The 20,297-nt window shown below is 54.0% G+C and carries 16 protein-coding genes; 7 read left to right on the top strand and 9 right to left on the bottom strand.

The features are described from left to right. Positions 1–25: 25 nt before the first annotated feature. From ACLD4F_RS18080 to ppiA, 5 genes are all read right to left on the bottom strand, one after another. Complete coding sequence (locus ACLD4F_RS18080) at positions 26–1,243, bottom strand: aspartate aminotransferase family protein (RefSeq protein ID WP_411010971.1); 1,218 nt, start codon at positions 1,241–1,243, stop codon at positions 26–28. A gap of 85 nt (positions 1,244–1,328) precedes the next feature. Continuing rightward, entirely contained in the window at positions 1,329–1,892 is a 564-nt protein-coding gene (pabA, locus tag ACLD4F_RS18075) for an aminodeoxychorismate synthase component 2 (protein ID WP_411010970.1), read from the bottom strand. 31 nt (positions 1,893–1,923) lie between these two features. Beyond that, positions 1,924–2,526 (bottom strand): putative adenosine monophosphate-protein transferase Fic, encoded by a 603-nt coding sequence (locus ACLD4F_RS18070; RefSeq protein ID WP_024798402.1) that lies wholly within the window; start codon positions 2,524–2,526, stop codon positions 1,924–1,926. Beyond that, positions 2,516–2,683 (bottom strand): YhfG family protein, encoded by a 168-nt coding sequence (locus ACLD4F_RS18065; RefSeq protein WP_001519136.1) that lies wholly within the window; start codon positions 2,681–2,683, stop codon positions 2,516–2,518. The genes ACLD4F_RS18070 and ACLD4F_RS18065 overlap by 11 nt, the downstream gene beginning before the upstream one ends. Positions 2,684–2,791: 108 nt before the next feature. Then, positions 2,792–3,364: a peptidylprolyl isomerase A gene (ppiA, locus tag ACLD4F_RS18060; RefSeq protein ID WP_000920478.1), complete on the bottom strand. Its 573-nt coding sequence runs from the start codon at positions 3,362–3,364 to the stop codon at positions 2,792–2,794. A 276-nt stretch (positions 3,365–3,640) separates the two neighbouring features. Between ppiA and tsgA the strand changes: the two genes are divergently transcribed. The 7 genes from tsgA to ACLD4F_RS18025 all read left to right on the top strand — a co-directional run bounded on the left by tsgA (position 3,641) and on the right by ACLD4F_RS18025 (position 16,873). Further along, complete coding sequence (gene tsgA, locus ACLD4F_RS18055; RefSeq protein WP_000185268.1) at positions 3,641–4,822, top strand: MFS transporter TsgA; 1,182 nt, start codon at positions 3,641–3,643, stop codon at positions 4,820–4,822. A 262-nt stretch (positions 4,823–5,084) separates the two neighbouring features. Beyond that, complete coding sequence (gene nirB, locus ACLD4F_RS18050) at positions 5,085–7,628, top strand: NADPH-nitrite reductase large subunit (protein WP_076727287.1); 2,544 nt, start codon at positions 5,085–5,087, stop codon at positions 7,626–7,628. Then, positions 7,625–7,951 carry a nitrite reductase small subunit NirD gene (gene nirD / locus ACLD4F_RS18045; RefSeq protein WP_000084812.1) on the top strand — a complete coding sequence of 109 codons (327 nt, stop codon included), beginning with the start codon at positions 7,625–7,627 and terminating at the stop codon, positions 7,949–7,951. The genes nirB and nirD overlap by 4 nt, the downstream gene beginning before the upstream one ends. Before the next feature lie 194 nt (positions 7,952–8,145). Continuing rightward, positions 8,146–8,955 carry a nitrite transporter NirC gene (gene nirC, locus ACLD4F_RS18040; RefSeq protein WP_000493576.1) on the top strand — a complete coding sequence of 270 codons (810 nt, stop codon included), beginning with the start codon at positions 8,146–8,148 and terminating at the stop codon, positions 8,953–8,955. Positions 8,956–8,966: 11 nt separating this feature from the next. Beyond that, on the top strand, positions 8,967–10,340 hold the full coding sequence (gene cysG, locus ACLD4F_RS18035) for a siroheme synthase CysG (RefSeq protein ID WP_000349897.1): 1,374 nt from the start codon (positions 8,967–8,969) through the stop codon (positions 10,338–10,340). A gap of 328 nt (positions 10,341–10,668) precedes the next feature. Then, a complete protein-coding gene (gene bigA, locus ACLD4F_RS18030; RefSeq protein ID WP_411010969.1) occupies positions 10,669–16,509 on the top strand; it encodes an autotransporter adhesin BigA in 5,841 nt (1,946 codons plus the stop codon). Positions 16,510–16,702: 193 nt separating this feature from the next. Then, the gene (locus ACLD4F_RS18025; protein WP_000472323.1) at positions 16,703–16,873 is read left to right on the top strand and encodes a YhfL family protein; all 171 of its coding nucleotides are present in this window, start codon (positions 16,703–16,705) and stop codon (positions 16,871–16,873) included. A gap of 144 nt (positions 16,874–17,017) precedes the next feature. Here ACLD4F_RS18025 and trpS read toward each other — a convergent pair whose 3' ends face one another. The 4 genes from trpS to dam are packed head-to-tail and all read right to left on the bottom strand — an operon-like array spanning position 17,018 to position 20,297. Continuing rightward, positions 17,018–18,022, bottom strand: a complete 1,005-nt coding sequence (gene trpS / locus ACLD4F_RS18020; protein ID WP_000165562.1) for a tryptophan--tRNA ligase — start codon at positions 18,020–18,022, stop codon at positions 17,018–17,020. After that, the gene (gph, locus tag ACLD4F_RS18015) at positions 18,015–18,773 is read right to left on the bottom strand and encodes a phosphoglycolate phosphatase (protein WP_079944570.1); all 759 of its coding nucleotides are present in this window, start codon (positions 18,771–18,773) and stop codon (positions 18,015–18,017) included. The genes trpS and gph overlap by 8 nt, the downstream gene beginning before the upstream one ends. After that, entirely contained in the window at positions 18,766–19,443 is a 678-nt protein-coding gene (gene rpe / locus ACLD4F_RS18010; protein ID WP_000816287.1) for a ribulose-phosphate 3-epimerase, read from the bottom strand. The genes gph and rpe overlap by 8 nt, the downstream gene beginning before the upstream one ends. Positions 19,444–19,460: 17 nt before the next feature. Continuing rightward, a complete protein-coding gene (gene dam, locus ACLD4F_RS18005; protein WP_000742132.1) occupies positions 19,461–20,297 on the bottom strand; it encodes an adenine-specific DNA-methyltransferase in 837 nt (278 codons plus the stop codon).

Below are 20,297 nucleotides of genomic sequence, written 5' to 3'. Positions count from 1 at the left end.
GCTACGCTTATCCGGCAATCCGCCATCAGGCCACCACCTTCCCTACCGCCTGCGCAAAGCGCTGCATCCCTTCCTCGATATCCGCGTCTTCCACCACCAGCGACGGCGCGAAACGCATCACGTCGGCTCCGGCATTGAGCACCATCACGCCGGCCTCCGCTCCTGCGTACAGAAAATCGCGCGCCCGACCTTTGTACTCCGGTTTCAGTTCCGCGCCAATCAGCAGCCCCATGCCGCGAATATCGCTGAAAATGTCAAATTGCTCGTCAATCGCCTGCAAATGTTGCACAAACTGTTGCCGCTTAGTGTGAATGCCTTGTAGTACCTCTGGCGTATTAATAATATCGAATGCCGCGCCAGCCACCGCACAGGCCAGCGGATTGCCGCCATAAGTTGAACCATGCGAACCGACATGGAAGGCCGAGGCTATTTCCTGCGTGGTCAGCATGGCGCTCACCGGAAAACCGCCTCCTAACGCTTTGGCGCTGGTGAGGATATCCGGCGTGACGCCGTAGTGCATATAGGCAAACAGGTCTCCGGTGCGCCCCATCCCGCACTGCACTTCATCAAACACCAGCAACGCCTGATGCTCGTCACACAGGTCGCGTAACCCTTTGAGGAATTCCGGTGTAGCCGCCTGCACGCCGCCTTCACCCTGAATCGGCTCGACCACCACCGCGCAGGTGTGGTCATCCATTACCGCTTTCACCGCATGGAGATCGTTGAAGGGAACGTGAACAATATCGGCGGGTTTCGGCCCAAAGCCGTCGGAATATTTTGGCTGCCCGCCGACAGAGACGGTAAACAAGGAACGGCCATGAAAGGCGTTATGGAAGGCAATGATTTTCGTTTTGAACGGGCTATGGCGCACGCAGGCATAATGACGCGCCAGTTTAAAAGCGGTTTCGTTCGCTTCGGTGCCGGAATTCATAAACAGCACGCGCTCGGCAAACGTGGCGTCGATCAGTTTACGTCCCAGACGCAACGCTGGTTCATTGGTAAAAACGTTACTGGTATGCCACAAGGTTTCCCCCTGGGATTTCAGCGCCTCGACCAGTGCCGGATGGCAATGGCCCAGCGCAGTCACTGCAATCCCGCCGGCGAAATCGATATACTCTTTGCCCTGCTGATCCCATACGCGGCTGCCTTTACCTTTGACCGGAATAAAGTCCGCCGGTGCATAAACAGGCAGAATCACCTCATCAAAAGTTGCGCGCGTAATAGCCGTTTGTTCAGTTGCCATATCATTACCACCCGGTTAAGTAGAAATGCCAGTGAAATTATAATCACAAAATATGAATAAAAAATCACTCAATAGCAACCACAAATCAACGCCGGAGGAAATTTTCCAGCAGAGCGTGTCCTTGTTCGCTGAGAATACTTTCCGGGTGGAACTGCACGCCTTCCAGATCCCACTCGCGGTGGCGAATGCCCATGATCTCCTGTGTCTCACTCCAGGCGGTCACTTCAAAGCAGTCAGGAAGCGTTTCGGGGGCAACCACCAGAGAATGGTAGCGTGTCACGGTTAATGGGTTGGCGAGTCCCTGAAAAACGCCCTGCCCGTTATGCGTAATCGGCGAGGTTTTACCGTGCATCACTTTTGCTGCCCGCACCACCGTCGCGCCAAAGGCCTGCGCCATCGCCTGATGACCCAGGCAAACGCCCAGCATCGGAATACGTCCGGCATAATGGCGGATGACCGCCAGTGAAATGCCAGCGTCATTCGGCGTACAGGGGCCAGGAGAGATAACGATTTTTTGCGGGTTCAAAGCGTCAATGTGCGCCAGCGTCAGCGCATCATTGCGCCGGACCTGCACTTCCGCGCCCAGTTCACAAAAATACTGGTAGAGGTTCCAGGTAAAGGAATCATAGTTATCGATAAGCAGGATCATGGCGGCTCCGGGTCAGTAGAACCGCACTATTTTACTCAGTTTCGCGAGCTTCGCTTATCGCTTTCTGAAAAATCGCCTGCAAAGCGGAGAGATCGCCCATCGCGCCGCTCTGGTTCGCCTGCTTCCATGTTTCAACCGCAATACCTTGCCAACTCAGCGCGTAGCCTGCATGTAGCGCCAACTGTTCAAAGAAGATGCGCTGCGCCAGCCCGCTTCCCAAACGAAACGGATGAAGCACGTTAATTTCACAGTAGTAATGCGCCAGCCGCTCGACAAACTTCTCGTGTGGCAGACCGACCAGATAGCCCTCTTCTTCCAGATCCTGCATCAGAGCGTTGCCCTCTTTTTCGATATAGGCAAAGTGGCAGAAACGGGTATCGCCCTGGTAAATATCGACCTCCCGCAGTTGCCCTGCCCAGTCGAAAATATCCTGATAGAGCTGGCGATGAATCGCGCACAGATGAGGCAAGCCGCGTACCAGCGGCCCCAGTTCAATCGTGGCGGCGCGGAGCGCGGTCATTTCATATGCCGCTTGCGCCAGTCGCTGGGCCTGATGAATTCCCAGCCGATTACGCATCACATTCAGCCCCGGATAGAGGTACGGATCGCGCCCTTCGCCAAATTTATCGCTCATAGTGCCTCCGAAGCTCGTCAAGACGTGCCAGCGCTTCATCGGCGGTCAGAGTTACTAAAGGGATCTCAATACCTTCGAGACGGCGGCTTTGCTGGAAATTAACGTTGCGCCGCTGTTCCCAAAAGCGTGACTTTTGTTTATCGGTAAGTTTCTTCACCGGGCCTCCCTGAATATGTCTGTGCTTGACCACAAGTATAAGCAGCAATTTCAGGTTACGCTGAGACAGGGAGAAAACGCGGGCGGCTCGCGCCCGCGCTGGCATGTTTTATGGCAGGACTTTCGCGGAAAGGATAACGACTGGTTTTGTCGGCACATTCTGATAAGGCCCGACATCGTGCGTCGGTACCTGTGAGATTTTATCGGCGACATCCATACCTTTTACCACTTTACCAAATACCGCATAGCCAAAGTCGCGCTGGCCGTGGTCGAGAAAAGCGTTATCCGCGACGTTAATAAAGAACTGGCTGGTGGCGCTGTCTTTATCTGCGGTGCGCGCCATCGCGATCGTGCCGCGAGTATTACGCAGACCGTTGTCGGCTTCATTCTTAATCGGCGGATTCGGTTTCTTCTGCTGCATCTGCTCGTTAAAACCACCGCCCTGAATCATGAAGCCAGGAATAACGCGGTGAAACGTAGTGTTGTTATAGAAACCACTGTTGACGTAATCGACAAAGTTTTTCACAGAAACCGGCGCTTTCTGGCTGTTCAGCTCCAGCTCAATATTCCCGGCGGAGGTGGTTAACAGCACATGAGGATCGCCTTTTGCTGCCAACGCTGCGGGAGAAAGAGCAGAAAGAGCGAAAACAGCTGCGACAGCCGCCAGAGTCGATTTGAGCATGAGATTTCCTTAAAGAGAGCAGAAATAAAGCAAGTGGAATGATTTTAAAGAGCCTTCCTGGGCCAGGCCAGCCCTTTACCTAATTTTACGTATATGAAACAAATGTAACGTTACGACGCAACGCCGTATTCTTGCAATATGATGTGACAAACATCACATTAAAAAATGCAATGAACATTACTATCACTAATAATTATTTAAATGCATCACAAAAGCGCCTAAAATCTGCCCGCTTAACGCGCCCTCCACGCGCTTCACTTCTCTTCAAGGCCAGACATGACTAACAGCAACCGCATCAAGCTCACATGGATCAGCTTTCTTTCCTACGCCCTGACCGGGGCGCTGGTGATTGTCACCGGGATGGTGATGGGAAATATCGCAGACTATTTTCAGCTGCCCGTTTCCAGCATGAGTAACACCTTTACTTTCCTGAACGCCGGGATTTTGATCTCGATCTTCCTCAACGCGTGGCTGATGGAAATCATCCCGCTGAAAACACAGCTACGCTTTGGTTTTATCCTGATGGTGCTGGCGGTGGCCGGGCTGATGTTCAGCCACAGCCTGGCGTTGTTCTCAGCGGCGATGTTTGTGCTGGGGCTGGTCAGCGGGATCACCATGTCGATTGGCACCTTCCTGATTACGCAACTGTATGAAGGGCGTCAGCGCGGTTCCCGACTGCTGTTTACCGACTCCTTCTTCAGCATGGCGGGGATGATTTTTCCTATGGTCGCCGCCTTCCTGCTGGCGCGTAGTATTGAGTGGTACTGGGTCTACGCCTGTATCGGCCTGGTCTACCTGGCGATTTTCATCCTGACCTTCGGCTGTGAATTTCCGGCGCTGGGTAAACATGCGCAGCACTCTCAGGCGCCTGTCGTCAAAGAAAAATGGGGCATTGGCGTACTGTTTCTCGCCGTCGCCGCGCTGTGCTATATCCTCGGTCAATTGGGCTTTATCTCCTGGGTGCCGGAATACGCCAAAGGCCTCGGCATGAGCCTGAATGACGCCGGGGCGCTGGTGAGTGATTTCTGGATGTCCTATATGTTCGGCATGTGGGCGTTCAGCTTTATCCTGCGCTTTTTCGATCTGCAACGCATTCTGACCGTACTGGCGGGTATGGCAGCGGTACTGATGTATTTGTTTATTACCGGCACGCAGGCGCATATGCCGTGGTTTATTCTGACGCTGGGCTTCTTCTCCAGCGCCATTTATACCTCCATCATTACGCTGGGATCGCAGCAAACGAAAGTGGCCTCGCCTAAGCTGGTTAACTTTATTCTGACCTGCGGCACTATCGGAACGATGCTGACCTTCGTCGTCACCGGCCCGATTGTGGCGCACAGCGGTCCACAGGCGGCGTTACTCACCGCGAATGGTCTGTATGCGGTGGTCTTTGTGATGTGCTTTGCGCTCGGCTTTGTATCCCGTCATCGCCAGCATAGTTCGCCAGCGGCGCATTGATAATGATTGCCGGATGGCGACGTCGCCCTCCGGCACTCTCCCCCCCCTCCTGACGAGGTAGGCCTGTTGGTCTAAAAACCCCTCATTTTGTATGTTATTTGTACAAACCTGAAAAACCTGACAATTCCGTCACTTATAAAAATCCAGACAAATCAGCCATATACCCATTAAGAGGTATATAAAGGTGAATTTGATTTACATCAATAAGCGGGGTTGCTGAATCGTTAAGGTAGGCGGTAATAGAAAAGAAATCGAGGCAAAAATGAGCAAAGTCAGACTCGCTATTATCGGTAATGGTATGGTCGGCCACCGCTTTATTGAGGATCTCCTTGATAAATCCGACGCTAGCCTGTTCGACATTACCGTGTTCTGTGAAGAACCCCGTAAAGCCTATGACCGTGTCCACCTGTCATCCTACTTCTCTCACCACACCGCGGAAGAGCTCTCTCTGGTGCGTGAAGGATTTTACGAGAAGCACGGCGTGAAGGTACTGGTTGGCGAACGCGCAATTACCATTAACCGTCAGGAGAAAGTGATTCACTCCAGCGCGGGTCGTACCGTTTATTATGACAAGCTGATCATGGCGACCGGTTCATATCCGTGGATTCCGCCGATTAAAGGCTCCGAAACCCAGGATTGCTTCGTTTACCGTACCATTGAAGACCTCAACGCCATTGAAGCCTGCGCCCGTCGCAGCAAGCGCGGGGCGGTGGTCGGCGGCGGTCTGCTGGGGCTGGAAGCCGCTGGCGCGCTGAAAAACCTCGGCGTGGAAACGCACGTCATTGAATTTGCGCCAATGCTGATGGCGGAACAGCTCGATCAGATGGGCGGCGAGCAGCTACGTCGCAAGATCGAAAGCATGGGCGTGCGTGTACACACCAGTAAAAACACGCAAGAGATTGTTCAGCAGGGTAACGAAGCGCGTAAGACTATGCGTTTTGCCGATGGCAGCGAGCTGGAAGTCGATTTTATCGTCTTCTCTACCGGTATTCGCCCACGCGACAAGCTGGCTACCCAGTGTGGTCTGGCCGTCGCGCAGCGCGGCGGGATCGTGATTAACGACACCTGCCAGACGTCCGACCCGGATATCTACGCTATCGGCGAGTGCGCCAGTTGGAACAACCGCGTTTACGGTCTGGTCGCACCAGGCTATAAAATGGCCCAGGTCGCCGTTGACCATATCCTCGGCAGTGAAAACGCCTTTGAAGGCGCGGACCTCAGCGCCAAGCTGAAGCTGCTGGGCGTGGACGTCGGCGGCATCGGCGACGCGCATGGCCGCACGCCGGGCGCGCGTAGCTACGTTTACCTCGATGAAAGCAAAGAAGTCTACAAACGTCTTATTGTCAGCGAAGATAACAAAACGCTGCTCGGCGCAGTACTGGTCGGGGACACCAGCGATTACGGCAATTTGCTGCAACTGGTACTGAACGCCATCGAACTGCCGGAAAACCCGGATTCGCTGATCCTGCCGTCGCACGCGGGCAGTGGTAAACCCGCTATCGGCGTGGATAAACTGCCGGACAGCGCGCAGATCTGCTCCTGCTTCGATGTGACTAAAGGCGATCTGATCGCCGCTATCAATAAAGGCTGCCATACCGTGGCGGCGCTGAAAGCGGAAACCAAAGCCGGCACCGGCTGCGGCGGCTGCATCCCGCTGGTGACGCAGGTACTGAACGCCGAACTGGCGAAACAGGGTATTGAAGTCAACAACAACCTGTGCGAGCACTTTGCTTATTCTCGTCAGGAACTGTTCCACTTAATCCGCGTGGAAGGTATCAAAACCTTTGAAGAACTGCTGGCGAAACACGGTAAAGGCTACGGCTGCGAAGTGTGTAAGCCGACCGTCGGTTCGCTGCTGGCGTCGTGCTGGAACGAATACATCCTCAAACCGCAGCACACGCCGCTACAGGATACTAACGACAACTTCCTGGCGAATATCCAGAAAGACGGTACTTACTCGGTGATCCCGCGCTCCGCTGGCGGTGAAATCACCCCGGAAGGTCTGGTGGCCGTGGGTCGTATCGCCCGCGAGTTTAACCTCTATACCAAAATCACCGGTTCTCAGCGTATCGGTCTGTTTGGCGCGCAAAAAGACGATCTGCCGGAAATCTGGCGTCAGCTGATTGAAGCGGGCTTCGAAACCGGTCACGCGTATGCCAAAGCGCTGCGGATGGCGAAAACCTGCGTCGGCAGCACCTGGTGCCGCTACGGCGTGGGCGACAGCGTCGGTTTCGGCGTGGAGCTGGAAAACCGCTACAAAGGCATTCGCACCCCGCACAAGATGAAGTTCGGTGTCTCCGGCTGTACCCGTGAATGTGCGGAAGCGCAGGGTAAAGATGTCGGTATCATCGCCACTGAGAAAGGCTGGAACCTGTACGTTTGCGGTAACGGCGGCATGAAACCGCGTCACGCGGATCTACTGGCAGCCGATCTCGATCGCGAAACGCTGCTCAAGTATCTCGACCGCTTTATGATGTTCTACATCCGTACTGCCGACAAACTGACCCGTACCGCGCCGTGGTTAGACAACCTGGAAGGCGGCATCGAGTATCTGAAATCGGTCATCATCGACGATAAGCTGGGCCTGAACGAACATCTGGAGGAAGAGATGGCGCGCCTGCGCGCAGCGGTGGTCTGCGAGTGGACAGAAACCGTTAACACCCCATCCGCACAGGTTCGCTTTAAGCACTTTATCAACAGCGACAAGCGCGACCCAAATGTCCAGGTCGTCCCGGAACGTGAACAGCATCGACCGGCCACGCCGTATGAACGTATCCCGGTCACTCTGGTGGAGGAAAACGCATGAGCCAGTGGCAAAACATCTGCAAAATCGATGACATTCTGCCGGGAACCGGCGTCTGCGCGCTGTTAGGTACTGAACAAGTCGCGATTTTCCGTCCTTACCATAGCGATCAGGTATTCGCGATCAGCAACATCGACCCGTTCTTTGAAGCCAGCGTGCTGTCTCGTGGACTGATTGCGGAACACCAGGGCGAACTGTGGGTCGCCAGCCCGCTGAAGAAACAGCGCTTTCGCCTGAGCGATGGGCTGTGCATGGAAGATGAGCAGTTCTCTGTGAAACATTACGACGCGCGGGTAAAAGACGGCGTGGTGCAGTTGCGCGGTTAATTATTTTTGGGAGGCGCAACGCCTCCCCTTTTTTGTATTTTTTTCATTTTAATTGTTATCACAAAATCATTTGTACTGCATCGCGGCGGCAACTGAGCAAATCCCCAGGAGCATAGTTCACTATGTGACTGGGGTGAGCGAGGGCAGCCAACAAAGAGGCAGTGCAAAGGATGAAGTGAGAAAAGGATAATCAAATGTTTACAGACACTATTAATAAGTGTGCGGCTAACGCTGCGCGCATCGCACGCCTGTCGGCGAATAATCCGCTCGGCTTCTGGGTCAGTTCGGCAATGGCCGGGGCTTATGTCGGTCTTGGCATCATTCTTATTTTCACCCTCGGCAATCTGCTCGACCCATCCGTACGTCCTCTGGTGATGGGTGCAACCTTTGGTATCGCCTTAACGCTGGTCATCATCGCGGGTTCTGAACTGTTTACCGGTCACACCATGTTCCTGACGCTGGGCGTCAAAGCAGGCACTATCAGCCACGGTCAAATGTGGGCTATCCTGCCGCAAACCTGGCTCGGCAACCTGGTCGGTTCCGTCTTTGTCGCCCTGCTTTACAGCTGGGGCGGCGGCAGTTTGTTGCCGGTCGATACCAGCATCGTTCACTCAGTCGCGCTGGCGAAAACCACCGCGCCCGCCACAGTACTGTTCTTCAAAGGCGCGCTGTGTAACTGGCTGGTTTGTCTGGCAATCTGGATGGCAATCCGCACCGAAGGCACGGCAAAATTTCTTGCTATCTGGTGGTGTCTGCTGGCGTTTATCGCTTCCGGCTACGAGCACTCCGTCGCGAATATGACGCTGTTCGCCCTCTCCTGGTTTGGTCATCACAGCGACGCCTATACCCTGTCCGGAATCGGACACAACCTGTTATGGGTCACTCTGGGTAATACTTTGTCCGGCGTCGTGTTCATGGGATTGGGTTATTGGTATGCTACGCCGAAATCGGAGCGTCCTGTTCCGCAAAAAACCAACCAAATTAAGGTTACAGCCAACCATTAAGGGGTAATGTCGTGGACCATTTGCCTATATTTTGTCAATTACGCGACCGCGACTGTCTGATCGTCGGCGGTGGCGATGTCGCAGAACGCAAAGCACGGTTACTGCTGGAAGCAGGCGCACGTTTAACGGTCAATGCGCTAACCTTCATTCCACAGTTCACCGTATGGGCAAATGAAGGCATGTTGACTCTGGTTGAGGGTCCGTTCGACGAAACGCTTCTCGACTCGTGTTGGCTGGCGATCGCGGCCACTGACGACGATACCGTCAACCAGCGCGTCAGCGACGCGGCGGAGTCACGCCGTATCTTCTGCAACGTGGTGGATGCGCCGAAAGCCGCCAGCTTTATCATGCCCTCCATTATTGACCGCTCGCCGCTGATGGTCGCCGTCTCCTCGGGCGGCACTTCCCCGGTGCTGGCGCGTCTGCTGCGCGAGAAGCTGGAATCGCTGCTGCCGCAGCATCTGGGGCAGGTCGCGCGCTATGCCGGGCAACTCCGCGCCCGAGTGAAAAAGCAGTTTGCCACGATGGGCGAGCGTCGTCGCTTCTGGGAAAAATTTTTCGTCAATGACCGGCTGGCGCAGTCGCTGGCGAATGCCGATGAGAAAGCGGTTAACGCGACAACCGAACGCCTGTTTAGCGAACCGCTGGATCACCGTGGCGAAGTCGTGCTGGTCGGTGCCGGGCCGGGCGATGCCGGACTGCTGACGCTGAAAGGGTTACAACAAATCCAACAGGCGGATATCGTGGTTTACGATCGCCTCGTCTCCGACGACATTATGAACCTGGTACGCCGCGATGCCGATCGGGTCTTTGTGGGGAAACGCGCAGGTTACCACTGCGTCCCACAGGAAGAAATCAACCAGATCCTGCTGCGTGAAGCGCAAAAAGGTAAACGCGTGGTACGCCTGAAAGGCGGCGATCCCTTTATCTTTGGTCGCGGCGGTGAAGAGCTGGAAACGCTGTGTCATGCCGGTATTCCTTTCTCGGTAGTGCCGGGGATTACCGCGGCTTCCGGCTGCTCCGCCTACTCCGGTATTCCGCTAACCCATCGCGATTACGCCCAGAGCGTACGTCTGGTCACGGGTCACCTGAAAACCGGCGGCGAGCTGGACTGGGAAAACCTGGCGGCAGAAAAACAGACGCTGGTGTTCTACATGGGGCTGAATCAGGCAGCGACTATCCAGGAAAAACTGATCGCATTCGGTATGCAGGCCGATATGCCGGTTGCGCTGGTAGAAAACGGTACCTCTGTGAAGCAACGCGTCGTCCACGGTGTGCTGACGCAGCTTGGTGAATTAGCGCAACAGGTTGAAAGCCCGGCGCTGATTATCGTTGGCCGGGTCGTTGGCTTACGCGATAAATTAAATTGGTTCTCTAATTATTAATTAAAATAAAGCCCTGAATAACAGGGCTTTATTTTACAACTACTCGTAATCTCAAATTATTTTCACTTAAAAGTGAATTAAGAAATCAACTTTAAATACACCAGAAAAATTTAAATAGTAATAATTCTGCCTAAAAACCCTTTTATTCGTCAAATTCACCTCTTATTCATTCATACAATAAATAACACCGTTAAGCACTCAATTTGACCTGACCTGGTTATCGGGTGATAAAATAAACACTAAAGCATAATTTTTCTTCTGGCCATTTCATCATTGCCTGTACCGCTCTCTGCATATGTTTAGTACGCAAGGAAAATATTAATTAAGGATGAACCCTATGCAAAAGAAAAAACTTATTTCTATCGCTATCGCTTTAACGCTACAAAGTTATTACATTCCGGCCATCGCCGCAGAAAATAACGATGATGAAAAAGAATGTCCCAGTAATATCTCCTCTCTGCCTAAAGAAAAACGCGCAAAACTCTCACCGACCTGCCTTGCTACACCTGAAAATGATAATCACTGGGGCTGGGTTGCTGGCGGCGTTGCTGCACTGGTCGCAGGTGTGGCTATTGGCGTTGAAAATAACGGTGGCGGAGATTCTACTCATTCTTATACCCCCCCTACGCCCGATAATGGCGGCGACGTTACCCCACCCGACGATGGCGGCAACGTCACCCCGCCTGACGATGGCGGCGATGACAATGTGATCCCGCCCGATGATAGCGGCGATGACGATGTAACCCCACCCGATGATAGCGGCGATGACGATGTAACCCCACCCGATGATAGCGGCGATGATGATGTGACCCCGCCCGACGATAGCGGCGATGGCGATGTGACCCCGCCCGACGATAGCGGCGATGACGATGTAACCCCGCCCGACGATAGCGGCGATGACGATGTAACCCCGCCTGACGATAGCGGCGATGACGATGTAACCCCGCCCGACGATAGCGGCGATGACGATGTAACCCCGCCCGACGATAGCGGCGATGACGATGTGACCCCGCCCGATGATAGCGGCGATGACGACGACACGCCCCCAGATGACTCTGTTATTACCTTCAGCAACGGCGTCACCATCGATAAAGGCAAAGACACCCTGACCTTCGATAGCTTCAAACTGGATAACGGCAGCGTTCTCGAGGGTGCCGTGTGGAATTATTCAGAACAGGACAACCAGTGGCAGCTCACCACCGCAGACGGCAAAACGCTGAACGTCACCGGCTGGGACGTGACCGACGCCAATGCCGCCGTGATTGAAGGCACCCAGGAAAACGGTCTCTACTGGAAGTACGACAGCCGGGGCTATCTGATTATTGCCGACGATAAAACCACGGTTATCACCGGCGATGGCAAATCGAATACCACCGATCGCGGCATGGATATCAGCGGCCAGGGCCGTACCGGCGCGATTATTTCCGGCAACCACACCACCAACACGCTCTCCGGGGACGCCAGCGTGACCGATGGCGCCACCGGCATGGTAATCTCCGGCGACAGCACCACCAACACCATTTCAGGCAACTCAACGGTGGACAACGCCATCGGCGCGCTGATTTCCGGCAACGGCACCACCACCGGTTTCTCCGGCGACATTACCGTAAGCGGCGGCGGCACCGCCATCATCATTGATGGCGACAACACCACGATTAAGAATACCGGTACCTCCAGTATCAGCGGCGCAGGCTCCACCGGCACCATCATCGACGGCAATAGCGCACGCGTCAGCAACGACGGTGACATGACCATCGCCGATGGCGGCACCGGCGGCCACATTACCGGCGATAACGCGGTTATCGATAACGCCGGGGACACCACCGTCAGCGGCGCGGACTCAACGGCGCTGTATATTGACGGCGACAATGCGCTCGTTATCAATGAAGGTAATCAGACCCTCTCCGGCGGCGCCACCGGTACGCAAATTAACGGCGATAACGCCCATATCGCCAATACCGGCGATATTACCGTGGATGGCGCGGGCTCTGTCGCCGTGGTTATCAACGGCGACAACGGTAGCCTGACCCAGGCGGGCGATCTGCTGGTCACCGATGGCGCGACGGGTATCATCACCTACGGCACCGGCAACGAAGCTAAAAATACCGGCCACACCACCGTGCGCGACGAAGGTTCCGTGGGTTTTATCGTCGCAGGCGAACAAAACACGTTAAAAAATAAAGGCGATATCAGCGTCAGCCTCAATGGTACAGGCGCGCAGGTGAGCGGCAATACGGCGCAGGTTGAGCTGGATGGCGATATTAACGTTACCTCAGCACAGGACAGCGATGGCGTATTTCGTGGTGCAACGGGTGTGAACATCAGTGGCGATAGCAACACCGTTAATATCACTGGTAATGTCAATATGAGTGCTGACTATATGCAGGACTCTCTGATAGCCAGCGATACATCACTAACCGGCGTCACTGTCGGCGGTGACAACAATAATATTTCGCTCGATGGCGGGCTTAACATTGATGTTAGCGATCAGTCCGCTGGCAGCGGACAATATCTGAACGTCGTTGGCTTAAACGTGACGGGTGACGGGAACAGTGTCGCGATCGATGGCGGTATTAATGTTACTCACAGCGAATATGGCGATATTGACGATGTGCTTATTCATGGTATTGATATCAATGGAAACAGCGAAGCCACGCTAAGCGGTCACTCTACGGTAGATACGGCAACTCTTAGCGGCGGCAATGTCGTGCTGGCTCAGGTCAAAAATGGCGGCACACTGGTTTTGGACGACAGCTCAGTTATTGATATTAATGCCAAATATGTGGATTCGTTCAATTTCACCTCAAATGCCTTGCTAATGGCCGACGGGGAAAGTTCATCGATTGAAAACAACGGCAGCATCACCAGTCAGGGCGTATATACCATCATGCGCGCTGACGATGGCGCAGAAATCAGCAACAGCGGCAATATCCTTATTTATGCAACGGGCAATAACGTCAGCGGCAGCGATGACCGTACAGGTATTACTCAGGCTAACGGTAACGGCTCTGTTGTTCAGAACAAGGCTGGCGGGGATATCACCGTTATTTCTGACCAAACGCCGGCGTACATCGGTGGTATAAGCGTATACCCACTGAAATGGTACACCCACACCTTTTACGCCATGCTGTCCTCCGGATACGGCAGCGTTATCAATGATAAAGGCGCAACTATCCATTTGCAGGGCGCAGGCGTATATGGCGTTAGCGCCAGCAGAGGAACAGCGATAAACGAAGGCGATATTTACCTGGATGGTTTTATCCCGACGCTGGACGATGAAAACAACATCACTGGCACCAGCTACTGGCAGCCATCATCGCTCTATCTCACCAGCTCAGGAATGGTGGCGGGTTCCACCGACGGTGGCGATGGCGACGCTACCGCTACCAACACCGGCACCATTACCGTTAATAACGCCGGGTTCGGCATGATGGCGCTTAATGGCGGTACCGCCATTAACCAGGGCGTGATCACCCTGACCGCCGATGAGGGCGTGACCGGCCAGGCAAACGAGCTGGTCGGGATGGCGGCGCTCAACGGCGGCATCGTGATTAACGATACGACTGGCACCATCAATATTGATGCTGATTACGGCCAGGCGTTCCTGAGCGACAGTACCAGCTACATCATCAATAACGGCGCTATCAACCTCAACGGCAGCCCGATGGATGATACTGATTCACACATGGGCAGTACGCCAACGGATAAAATCTGGATCCAGTCCCTGCCCGGCAGCGGCGACAGCGACACCCAGACCTCTGATGCGGGTTTCTTCACCAACGGCACGCTGGCGAATTACGGCAATGAAACGCTGAACGGCGATGTGGACGTTAACGGGGGCTGGCTGTACAACGAGACGGGGGCCTCGCTCACCGTCAACGGTACCCTGACGATTAACGGCGGGGCTAACGCGCTGGCCAACTACGGGACGCTGGACGCGAACGCTATTTCCACCTGGCACAGCCTCTTTAATGAAGCGGACGGCAGCATCACCACCGATCTGTTAACCCTTAATGGCGACGTCACTTTTTACAATAACGGCGATTTCACCGGCTCCATAGCGGGCACCAGCTACCAGCAGGAAATCGTCAATACTGGCGATATGACGGTGGCGGAAGATGGCAAATCGCTGGTCAGCGGCAGCTTCTATTTCTATAACGAAGAGGACGCTACGCTTACCAACAGCGGCAGCGCGGTGGAAGGCGGCGAGAACACCATCATCAATCTGACGCGCGCCAACGATTCGCTGACCCAGGTGAACAGCGGCACCATCACCGCCACTAACGGTTACAGCGCCATCACCACGGTCAACGGCAGCAATGACCCCAAATGGATCTGGAACACCGCAACCGGCGTGATTAACGGTATTAACCCGGATGCGCCGCTAATCAATTTGGGCCGCGGCTATAACTTCGGCAACCAGGGCACTATCAACGTGCAGGGCGATAACGCCGTGGCGATTAGCGGCGGCACCAGCAGTTATGTCATTAACCTGGTCAATAGCGGCACCATCAACGTCGGTACCGAGCAGGGCAAGGAGGACGGCACCAACGGCACCGGGCTTATCGGCATCAAGGGCAACGGTAATGCCACCACCATAAACAACACCGCAGACGGCGTGATCAACGTTTACGCGGATGACTCGTATGCGTTTGGCGGCAAGACCAAAGCCATCATCAACAACGGCGAAATCAACCTGCTGTGCGACAGCGGCTGCGACATCTACGCGCCGGGTACTACGGGCACGCAGAACGACCATAACGGGACAGCGGACATCGTTATCCCAGATGCGGCTACCGCCCCAACCGAGGGCAGCATCCCCACGCCGCCAGCGGATCCAAACGCGCCGCAGCAGCTCTCCAACTATATTGTCGGCACCAACGCCGATGGCAGTTCCGGTACGCTGAAAGCCAATAATCTGGTGATTGGCGACAACGTGAAGGTGGATACCGGTTTTACCAGCGGCACGGCGGAGACCACCGTGGTGGTGGATAACGCGTTCACCGGCAGCAATATCCAGGGTGCGGACAACATCACATCCACCAGCGTGGTGTGGAACGCCCAGGGTAGCCAGGACAGCGACGGCAACGTTGACGTCACCATGACCAAAAACGCCTATGCCGATGTGGCGACCGACGCCAGCGTCTCCGGCGTGGCGAGTGCGCTCGACGCCGGTTACACCAACAACGAGCTGTATACCAGCCTCAACGTTGGCACCACCGCCGAACTGAACAACGCCCTGAAACAGGTCAGCGGCGCTCAGGCCACCACCGTGTTCCGCGAAGCGCGCATCCTCAGTAACCGCTTTAACATGCTGGCCGACGCGGCCCCGCAGATTAAAGACGGCCTGGCGTTTAACGTAGTGGCGAAAGGCGACCCGCGCGCGGAGCTGGGCAACGACACCCAGTACGATATGCTGGCATTACGCCAGACGTTGGATCTCACCGCCAGCCAGAATCTGACGCTGGAGTACGGTATTGCGCGTCTGGATGGCGACGGTTCGAAAACCGCAGGCGATAACGGCCTGACCGGCGGCTACAGCCAGTTCTTTGGCCTGAAGCACAGCATGGCGTTTGATGAAGGTCTGGCGTGGAACAACAGCCTGCGTTATGACGTGCACAACCTCGACAGCAGCCGTTCTGTCGCCTATGGCGATGTCAACAAAATTGCCGATTCCGACATGCGTCAGCAGTACCTTGAGTTTCGCAGTGAAGGGGCGAAAACTTTCACCATGATGAGTGATACGCTGAAAGTCACGCCATATGCCGGGGTGAAATTCCGTCACACCATGGAAGATGGCTACAAAGAGCGCAGTGCCGGAGATTTTAACCTGTCGATGAACTCTGGCAACGAAACGGCGGTAGACTCTATTGTCGGCCTGAAGCTGGATTACGCCGGGAAAGACGGCTGGAGCGCCACCGCTACCCTGGAAGGCGGCCCGAACCTGAGCTACAGCAAGAGCCAGCGTACAGCGTCATTACAGGGTGCGGCGGGTCAATCGTTCGGCGTGGATGACGGTCAAAAAGGCGGCGGCGTTAATGGTCTGGCAACCATCGGCGTGAAATACAGCAGCAATGATACCGCGCTACATCTGGATGCCTACCAGTGGAAGGAAGACGGTATCAGCGATAAAGGCTTTATGCTTAACGTTAAGAAAACATTTCGTTAAATAAACGACATTATATAACACTAATACAGGCCGCTTATTATTAAGCGGCCTTTTTTAAATCATATTTACTGGTAAAGATGAAGTCCTTATTTGGACTACCTGTATGATTCATTAATTGCTATCGTACTATACGCTAAATAGATCTTATATTTATTCCACCAGTAGTGCTCGTTTTATCAACAAGGATTTTGAAATGTTTAAATTTGTAAAAATTGCCGTTGTGGCAGGGGTTCTGGCGACGCTCACTGCTTGTACTGGTCATATCGAAAACAAAAAAAACAACTGCAGCTACGATTATTTGCTGCACCCTGCAATTTCTATTTCTAAAATTATTGGTGGTTGCGGCCCGGCTGCCGATCAATAATAGAAACGACTGCGCAGATACAAAAAAACCGGGATTTTCCCGGTTTTTTTACAGGTCTGATAAACGGTACGGCGCAGATGCCTTGTCCAACTTACGCTCGTTTGTAGGCCCGATAAGCTCGCGCCATCGGGCAAGCAATAACCCTTACGGTTTCGCCACAAAGCCAATGGCTTCGTAAACGGCTTTCAGCGTTTCGGCCGCACGTGCGCTGGCTTTTTCCGCCCCGTCTTTCATCACCTTCTGCAAGAACGCTTCGTCGTTGCGGAAACGGTGATAGCGCTCCTGCAACTCAGACAGCATTCCGGAAACCGCCTCCGCCACTTCGCCTTTCAAATGGCCATACATTTTACCTTCAAACTGTTTTTCCAGTTCAGGAATGCTCTGACCGGTCACGGCGGAAAGAATATCCAGCAGGTTAGAGACACCCGCTTTCTCTTTCACATCATAACGCACTACCGGCGGCTCGTCGGAGTCAGTGACCGCACGTTTGATTTTCTTCACTACCGATTTCGGATCTTCCAGCAGGCCGATCACGTTATTACGGTTATCGTCCGATTTGGACATTTTCTTCGTCGGCTCCAGCAGCGACATCACACGCGCGCCGGATTTTGGAATAAACGGTTCCGGTACTTTGAAAATATCGCCATACAGCCCGTTAAAACGCTGGGCGATATCGCGGCTCAGTTCCAGATGCTGCTTCTGATCTTCGCCTACCGGCACCAGATTGGTTTGGTACAACAGGATGTCTGCCGCCATCAACACCGGGTAATCAAACAGGCCGGCGTTAATGTTTTCCGCATAGCGCGCAGATTTATCTTTAAACTGCGTCATACGGCTCAGCTCGCCGAAATAGGTATAGCAGTTCAGCGCCCAGCCAAGCTGCGCATGTTCCGGCACATGGGACTGAACGAAAATAGTGCTCTTTTCAGGATCAATACCACATGCCAGGTACAGCGCCAGCGTATCCAGCGTCGCTTTACGTAGCTGCTGCGCGTCCTGACGCACGGTAATAGCATGTTGGTCTACGATGCAGTAGATGCAATGATAGTCATCCTGCATGTTTACCCACTGACGCAATGCCCCCATATAGTTGCCAATGGTCAATTCACCTGAGGGCTGTGCGCCACTAAAAACGATGGGCTTAGTCATTTTTTATTTCCTGGTTATCGCTATGCGGAAGCCCAAGTGCGGGCAAAAGATCGTTAAAACTGTCATAAATGACGTCCGGCTCGCTAAGAGCGATCACTTCGCCATAATTGTAGCCGTATGTCAGGCCAACCGAAGGGCAACCCGCCGCTTTTGCAGCCTGAATATCATTACGCGAATCGCCGACAAAAAGCATCTGCTCCGGCATCATGCCCAGTCGGCTTGCCACCAGCAACAGCGGCTCCGGATGCGGCTTCTTATTTTGCACATCATCGCCGCCGATAACCACACTAAAGTATTTGGCGATATCAAGCGATTCCAGCAACGGCGCGACGAACGGCGTCGGTTTGTTGGTCACCAAACCTAATGACAATCCGCTGGCGTGCAGCGCGCCCAGCGTGTCGGCGACATGCGGAAATAAAAAGGTGCCTTCTTCCGCCACTTCGCCATAATACCTGTCGAACAGTTTACGCAGAATGCGTACCTGTTCCTCGGCAGGAATATCTTCATCAACGGGCGGTTTCCCCATCGTCTTACGCAGCGTGGCGCGCTCCTCGCGAGCCCAGGTCAGCGCGCGTTCCATCAATACGTCTGCGCCGTTACCAATCCAGGTAATCACGCGCTGCTCGCCCGCGACCGGCAGTTCCAGCGCATACAGCGCCATATCCACCGCCGCGGCAAGACCCGGCGCGCTATCCACCAGCGTACCGTCAAGATCAAAGGCGACGCCCCGAATATTCTGCAACTTATCCATGAGTTACCTTTGCCAGCTCACTGCGCATTTCATCAATCACTTTTTTGTAGTCGGGTTTATCGAAAATTGCCGACCCCGCAACAAACATGTCCGCACCTGCTGCGGCGATCTCGCCGATATTGTTCACCTTCACGCCGCCGTCCACTTCCAGGCGAATGTCGTAACCGGAGGCATCAATGCGGCGACGCACTTCGCGCAGTTTATCCAGCGTCTGCGGAATAAAAGACTGGCCGCCGAAGCCTGGGTTCACGGACATCAGCAGGATCACATCCAGTTTGTCCATGACGTAATCGAGATAACTGAGCGACGTTGCCGGGTTGAATACCAGCCCCGCTTTACAGCCGTGTTCTTTAATCAACTGTAGCGTGCGGTCAACATGTTCGGAGGCTTCCGGGTGAAAGGTAATGATGCTCGCGCCAGCGGCGGCAAAGTCGGGCACGATACGGTCGACTGGCTTGACCATCAGGTGGACATCAATAGGCGCGGTAATACCGTACTGACGCAGGGATTTCAGCACCATCGGGCCGATAGTCAGGTTCGGCACATAGTGATTATCCATGACGTCAAAGTGTACAACATCAGCACCGGCAGCCAGCGCTTTGGCGGTGTCTTCACCCAGGCGAGCAAAATCAGCCGACAGAATTGAGGGGGCAATCAAATACTGTTTCATCCGCTTCTCCTTGAGAATTATTTTCTTGCAGGCGTTGCGACTCCTGGTTGGTACAGAGCCAGCAGTTCGTCCACCTTTTTACGTGTGCCGCCGTTGCTGCTTATACTGCGTCTAACTTTGACGACATGCAATTTTGCGAGTTGATACCACTCGCGTGTGAGCGCCGTATCATGGTTGGAAATGAGCACCGGTATCCGGTTACTGACCAGATTCTCAGCGATTTCCGCCAGATGCGCTTGTTGCGTCAGGCTAAAACTATTGGTGTGATACGCTGTGAAGTTAGCCGTGGCGGACAGCGGCGCATAAGGCGGATCGCAATAGACCACCGACGACTTGTCCGCACGCGCCATACTGTCTGCGTATGACTCACAGTAAAAGAACGCATTCTGCGCTTTTTCTGCAAAGTGGTACAACTCCGCTTCCGGGAAGTAAGGTCTTTTATAACGACCAAACGGTACATTAAATTCCCCGCGCAAGTTATAGCGGCAGAGTCCGTTATAACCGTAGCGGTTCAGATATAAAAACAGTACCGCCCGACGAAAGGGGTCCTGGCAGGTATTGAACTCCTCACGGAGTTGGTAATAGACCTCAGCCTGGTTAGTTTCAGGCATAAACAGCTCGCGCGAAGCCTGTACATACTCGTCAGTACGTAACTTCACGATGTTATAGAGGCTAATAAGGTCGCTGTTGATATCGGCGAGGATATAACGAGAAAAGTCGGTGTTAAGAAACACCGATCCGGCACCCACAAAAGGTTCAACAAGGCACTCGCCTTTTGGCAAATGTCGTTTGATATCATCAAGCAGAGGGTATTTTCCCCCTGCCCACTTCAAAAAAGCGCGATTTTTTTTCAT

Origin of the sequence: Salmonella sp. 741265050_HSA (assembly GCF_046569445.1) — a bacterium.
Lineage (GTDB): Bacteria > Pseudomonadota > Gammaproteobacteria > Enterobacterales > Enterobacteriaceae > Salmonella > Salmonella enterica.
This window is presented reverse-complemented; position numbering and strand designations above follow the sequence as displayed.

Excerpts from the sequence above, each read along its gene's own strand:
- nirC (WP_000493576.1), top strand. The coding sequence starts at position 8,146 with ATGTTTACAGACACTATTAATAAGTGTGCGGCTAACGCTGCGCGCATC.
- ACLD4F_RS18080 (WP_411010971.1), bottom strand. The coding sequence starts at position 1,243 with ATGGCAACTGAACAAACGGCTATTACGCGCGCAACTTTTGATGAGGTG.
- trpS (WP_000165562.1), bottom strand. The coding sequence starts at position 18,022 with ATGACTAAGCCCATCGTTTTTAGTGGCGCACAGCCCTCAGGTGAATTG.
- nirD (WP_000084812.1), top strand. The coding sequence starts at position 7,625 with ATGAGCCAGTGGCAAAACATCTGCAAAATCGATGACATTCTGCCGGGA.
- ACLD4F_RS18070 (WP_024798402.1), bottom strand. The coding sequence starts at position 2,526 with ATGAGCGATAAATTTGGCGAAGGGCGCGATCCGTACCTCTATCCGGGG.
- bigA (WP_411010969.1), top strand. The coding sequence starts at position 10,669 with ATGAACCCTATGCAAAAGAAAAAACTTATTTCTATCGCTATCGCTTTA.
- rpe (WP_000816287.1), bottom strand. The coding sequence starts at position 19,443 with ATGAAACAGTATTTGATTGCCCCCTCAATTCTGTCGGCTGATTTTGCT.
- pabA (WP_411010970.1), bottom strand. The coding sequence starts at position 1,892 with ATGATCCTGCTTATCGATAACTATGATTCCTTTACCTGGAACCTCTAC.
- ACLD4F_RS18025 (WP_000472323.1), top strand. The coding sequence starts at position 16,703 with ATGTTTAAATTTGTAAAAATTGCCGTTGTGGCAGGGGTTCTGGCGACG.
- gph (WP_079944570.1), bottom strand. The coding sequence starts at position 18,773 with ATGGATAAGTTGCAGAATATTCGGGGCGTCGCCTTTGATCTTGACGGT.
- ppiA (WP_000920478.1), bottom strand. The coding sequence starts at position 3,364 with ATGCTCAAATCGACTCTGGCGGCTGTCGCAGCTGTTTTCGCTCTTTCT.
- dam (WP_000742132.1), bottom strand. The coding sequence starts at position 20,297 with ATGAAAAAAAATCGCGCTTTTTTGAAGTGGGCAGGGGGAAAATACCCT.
- nirB (WP_076727287.1), top strand. The coding sequence starts at position 5,085 with ATGAGCAAAGTCAGACTCGCTATTATCGGTAATGGTATGGTCGGCCAC.
- tsgA (WP_000185268.1), top strand. The coding sequence starts at position 3,641 with ATGACTAACAGCAACCGCATCAAGCTCACATGGATCAGCTTTCTTTCC.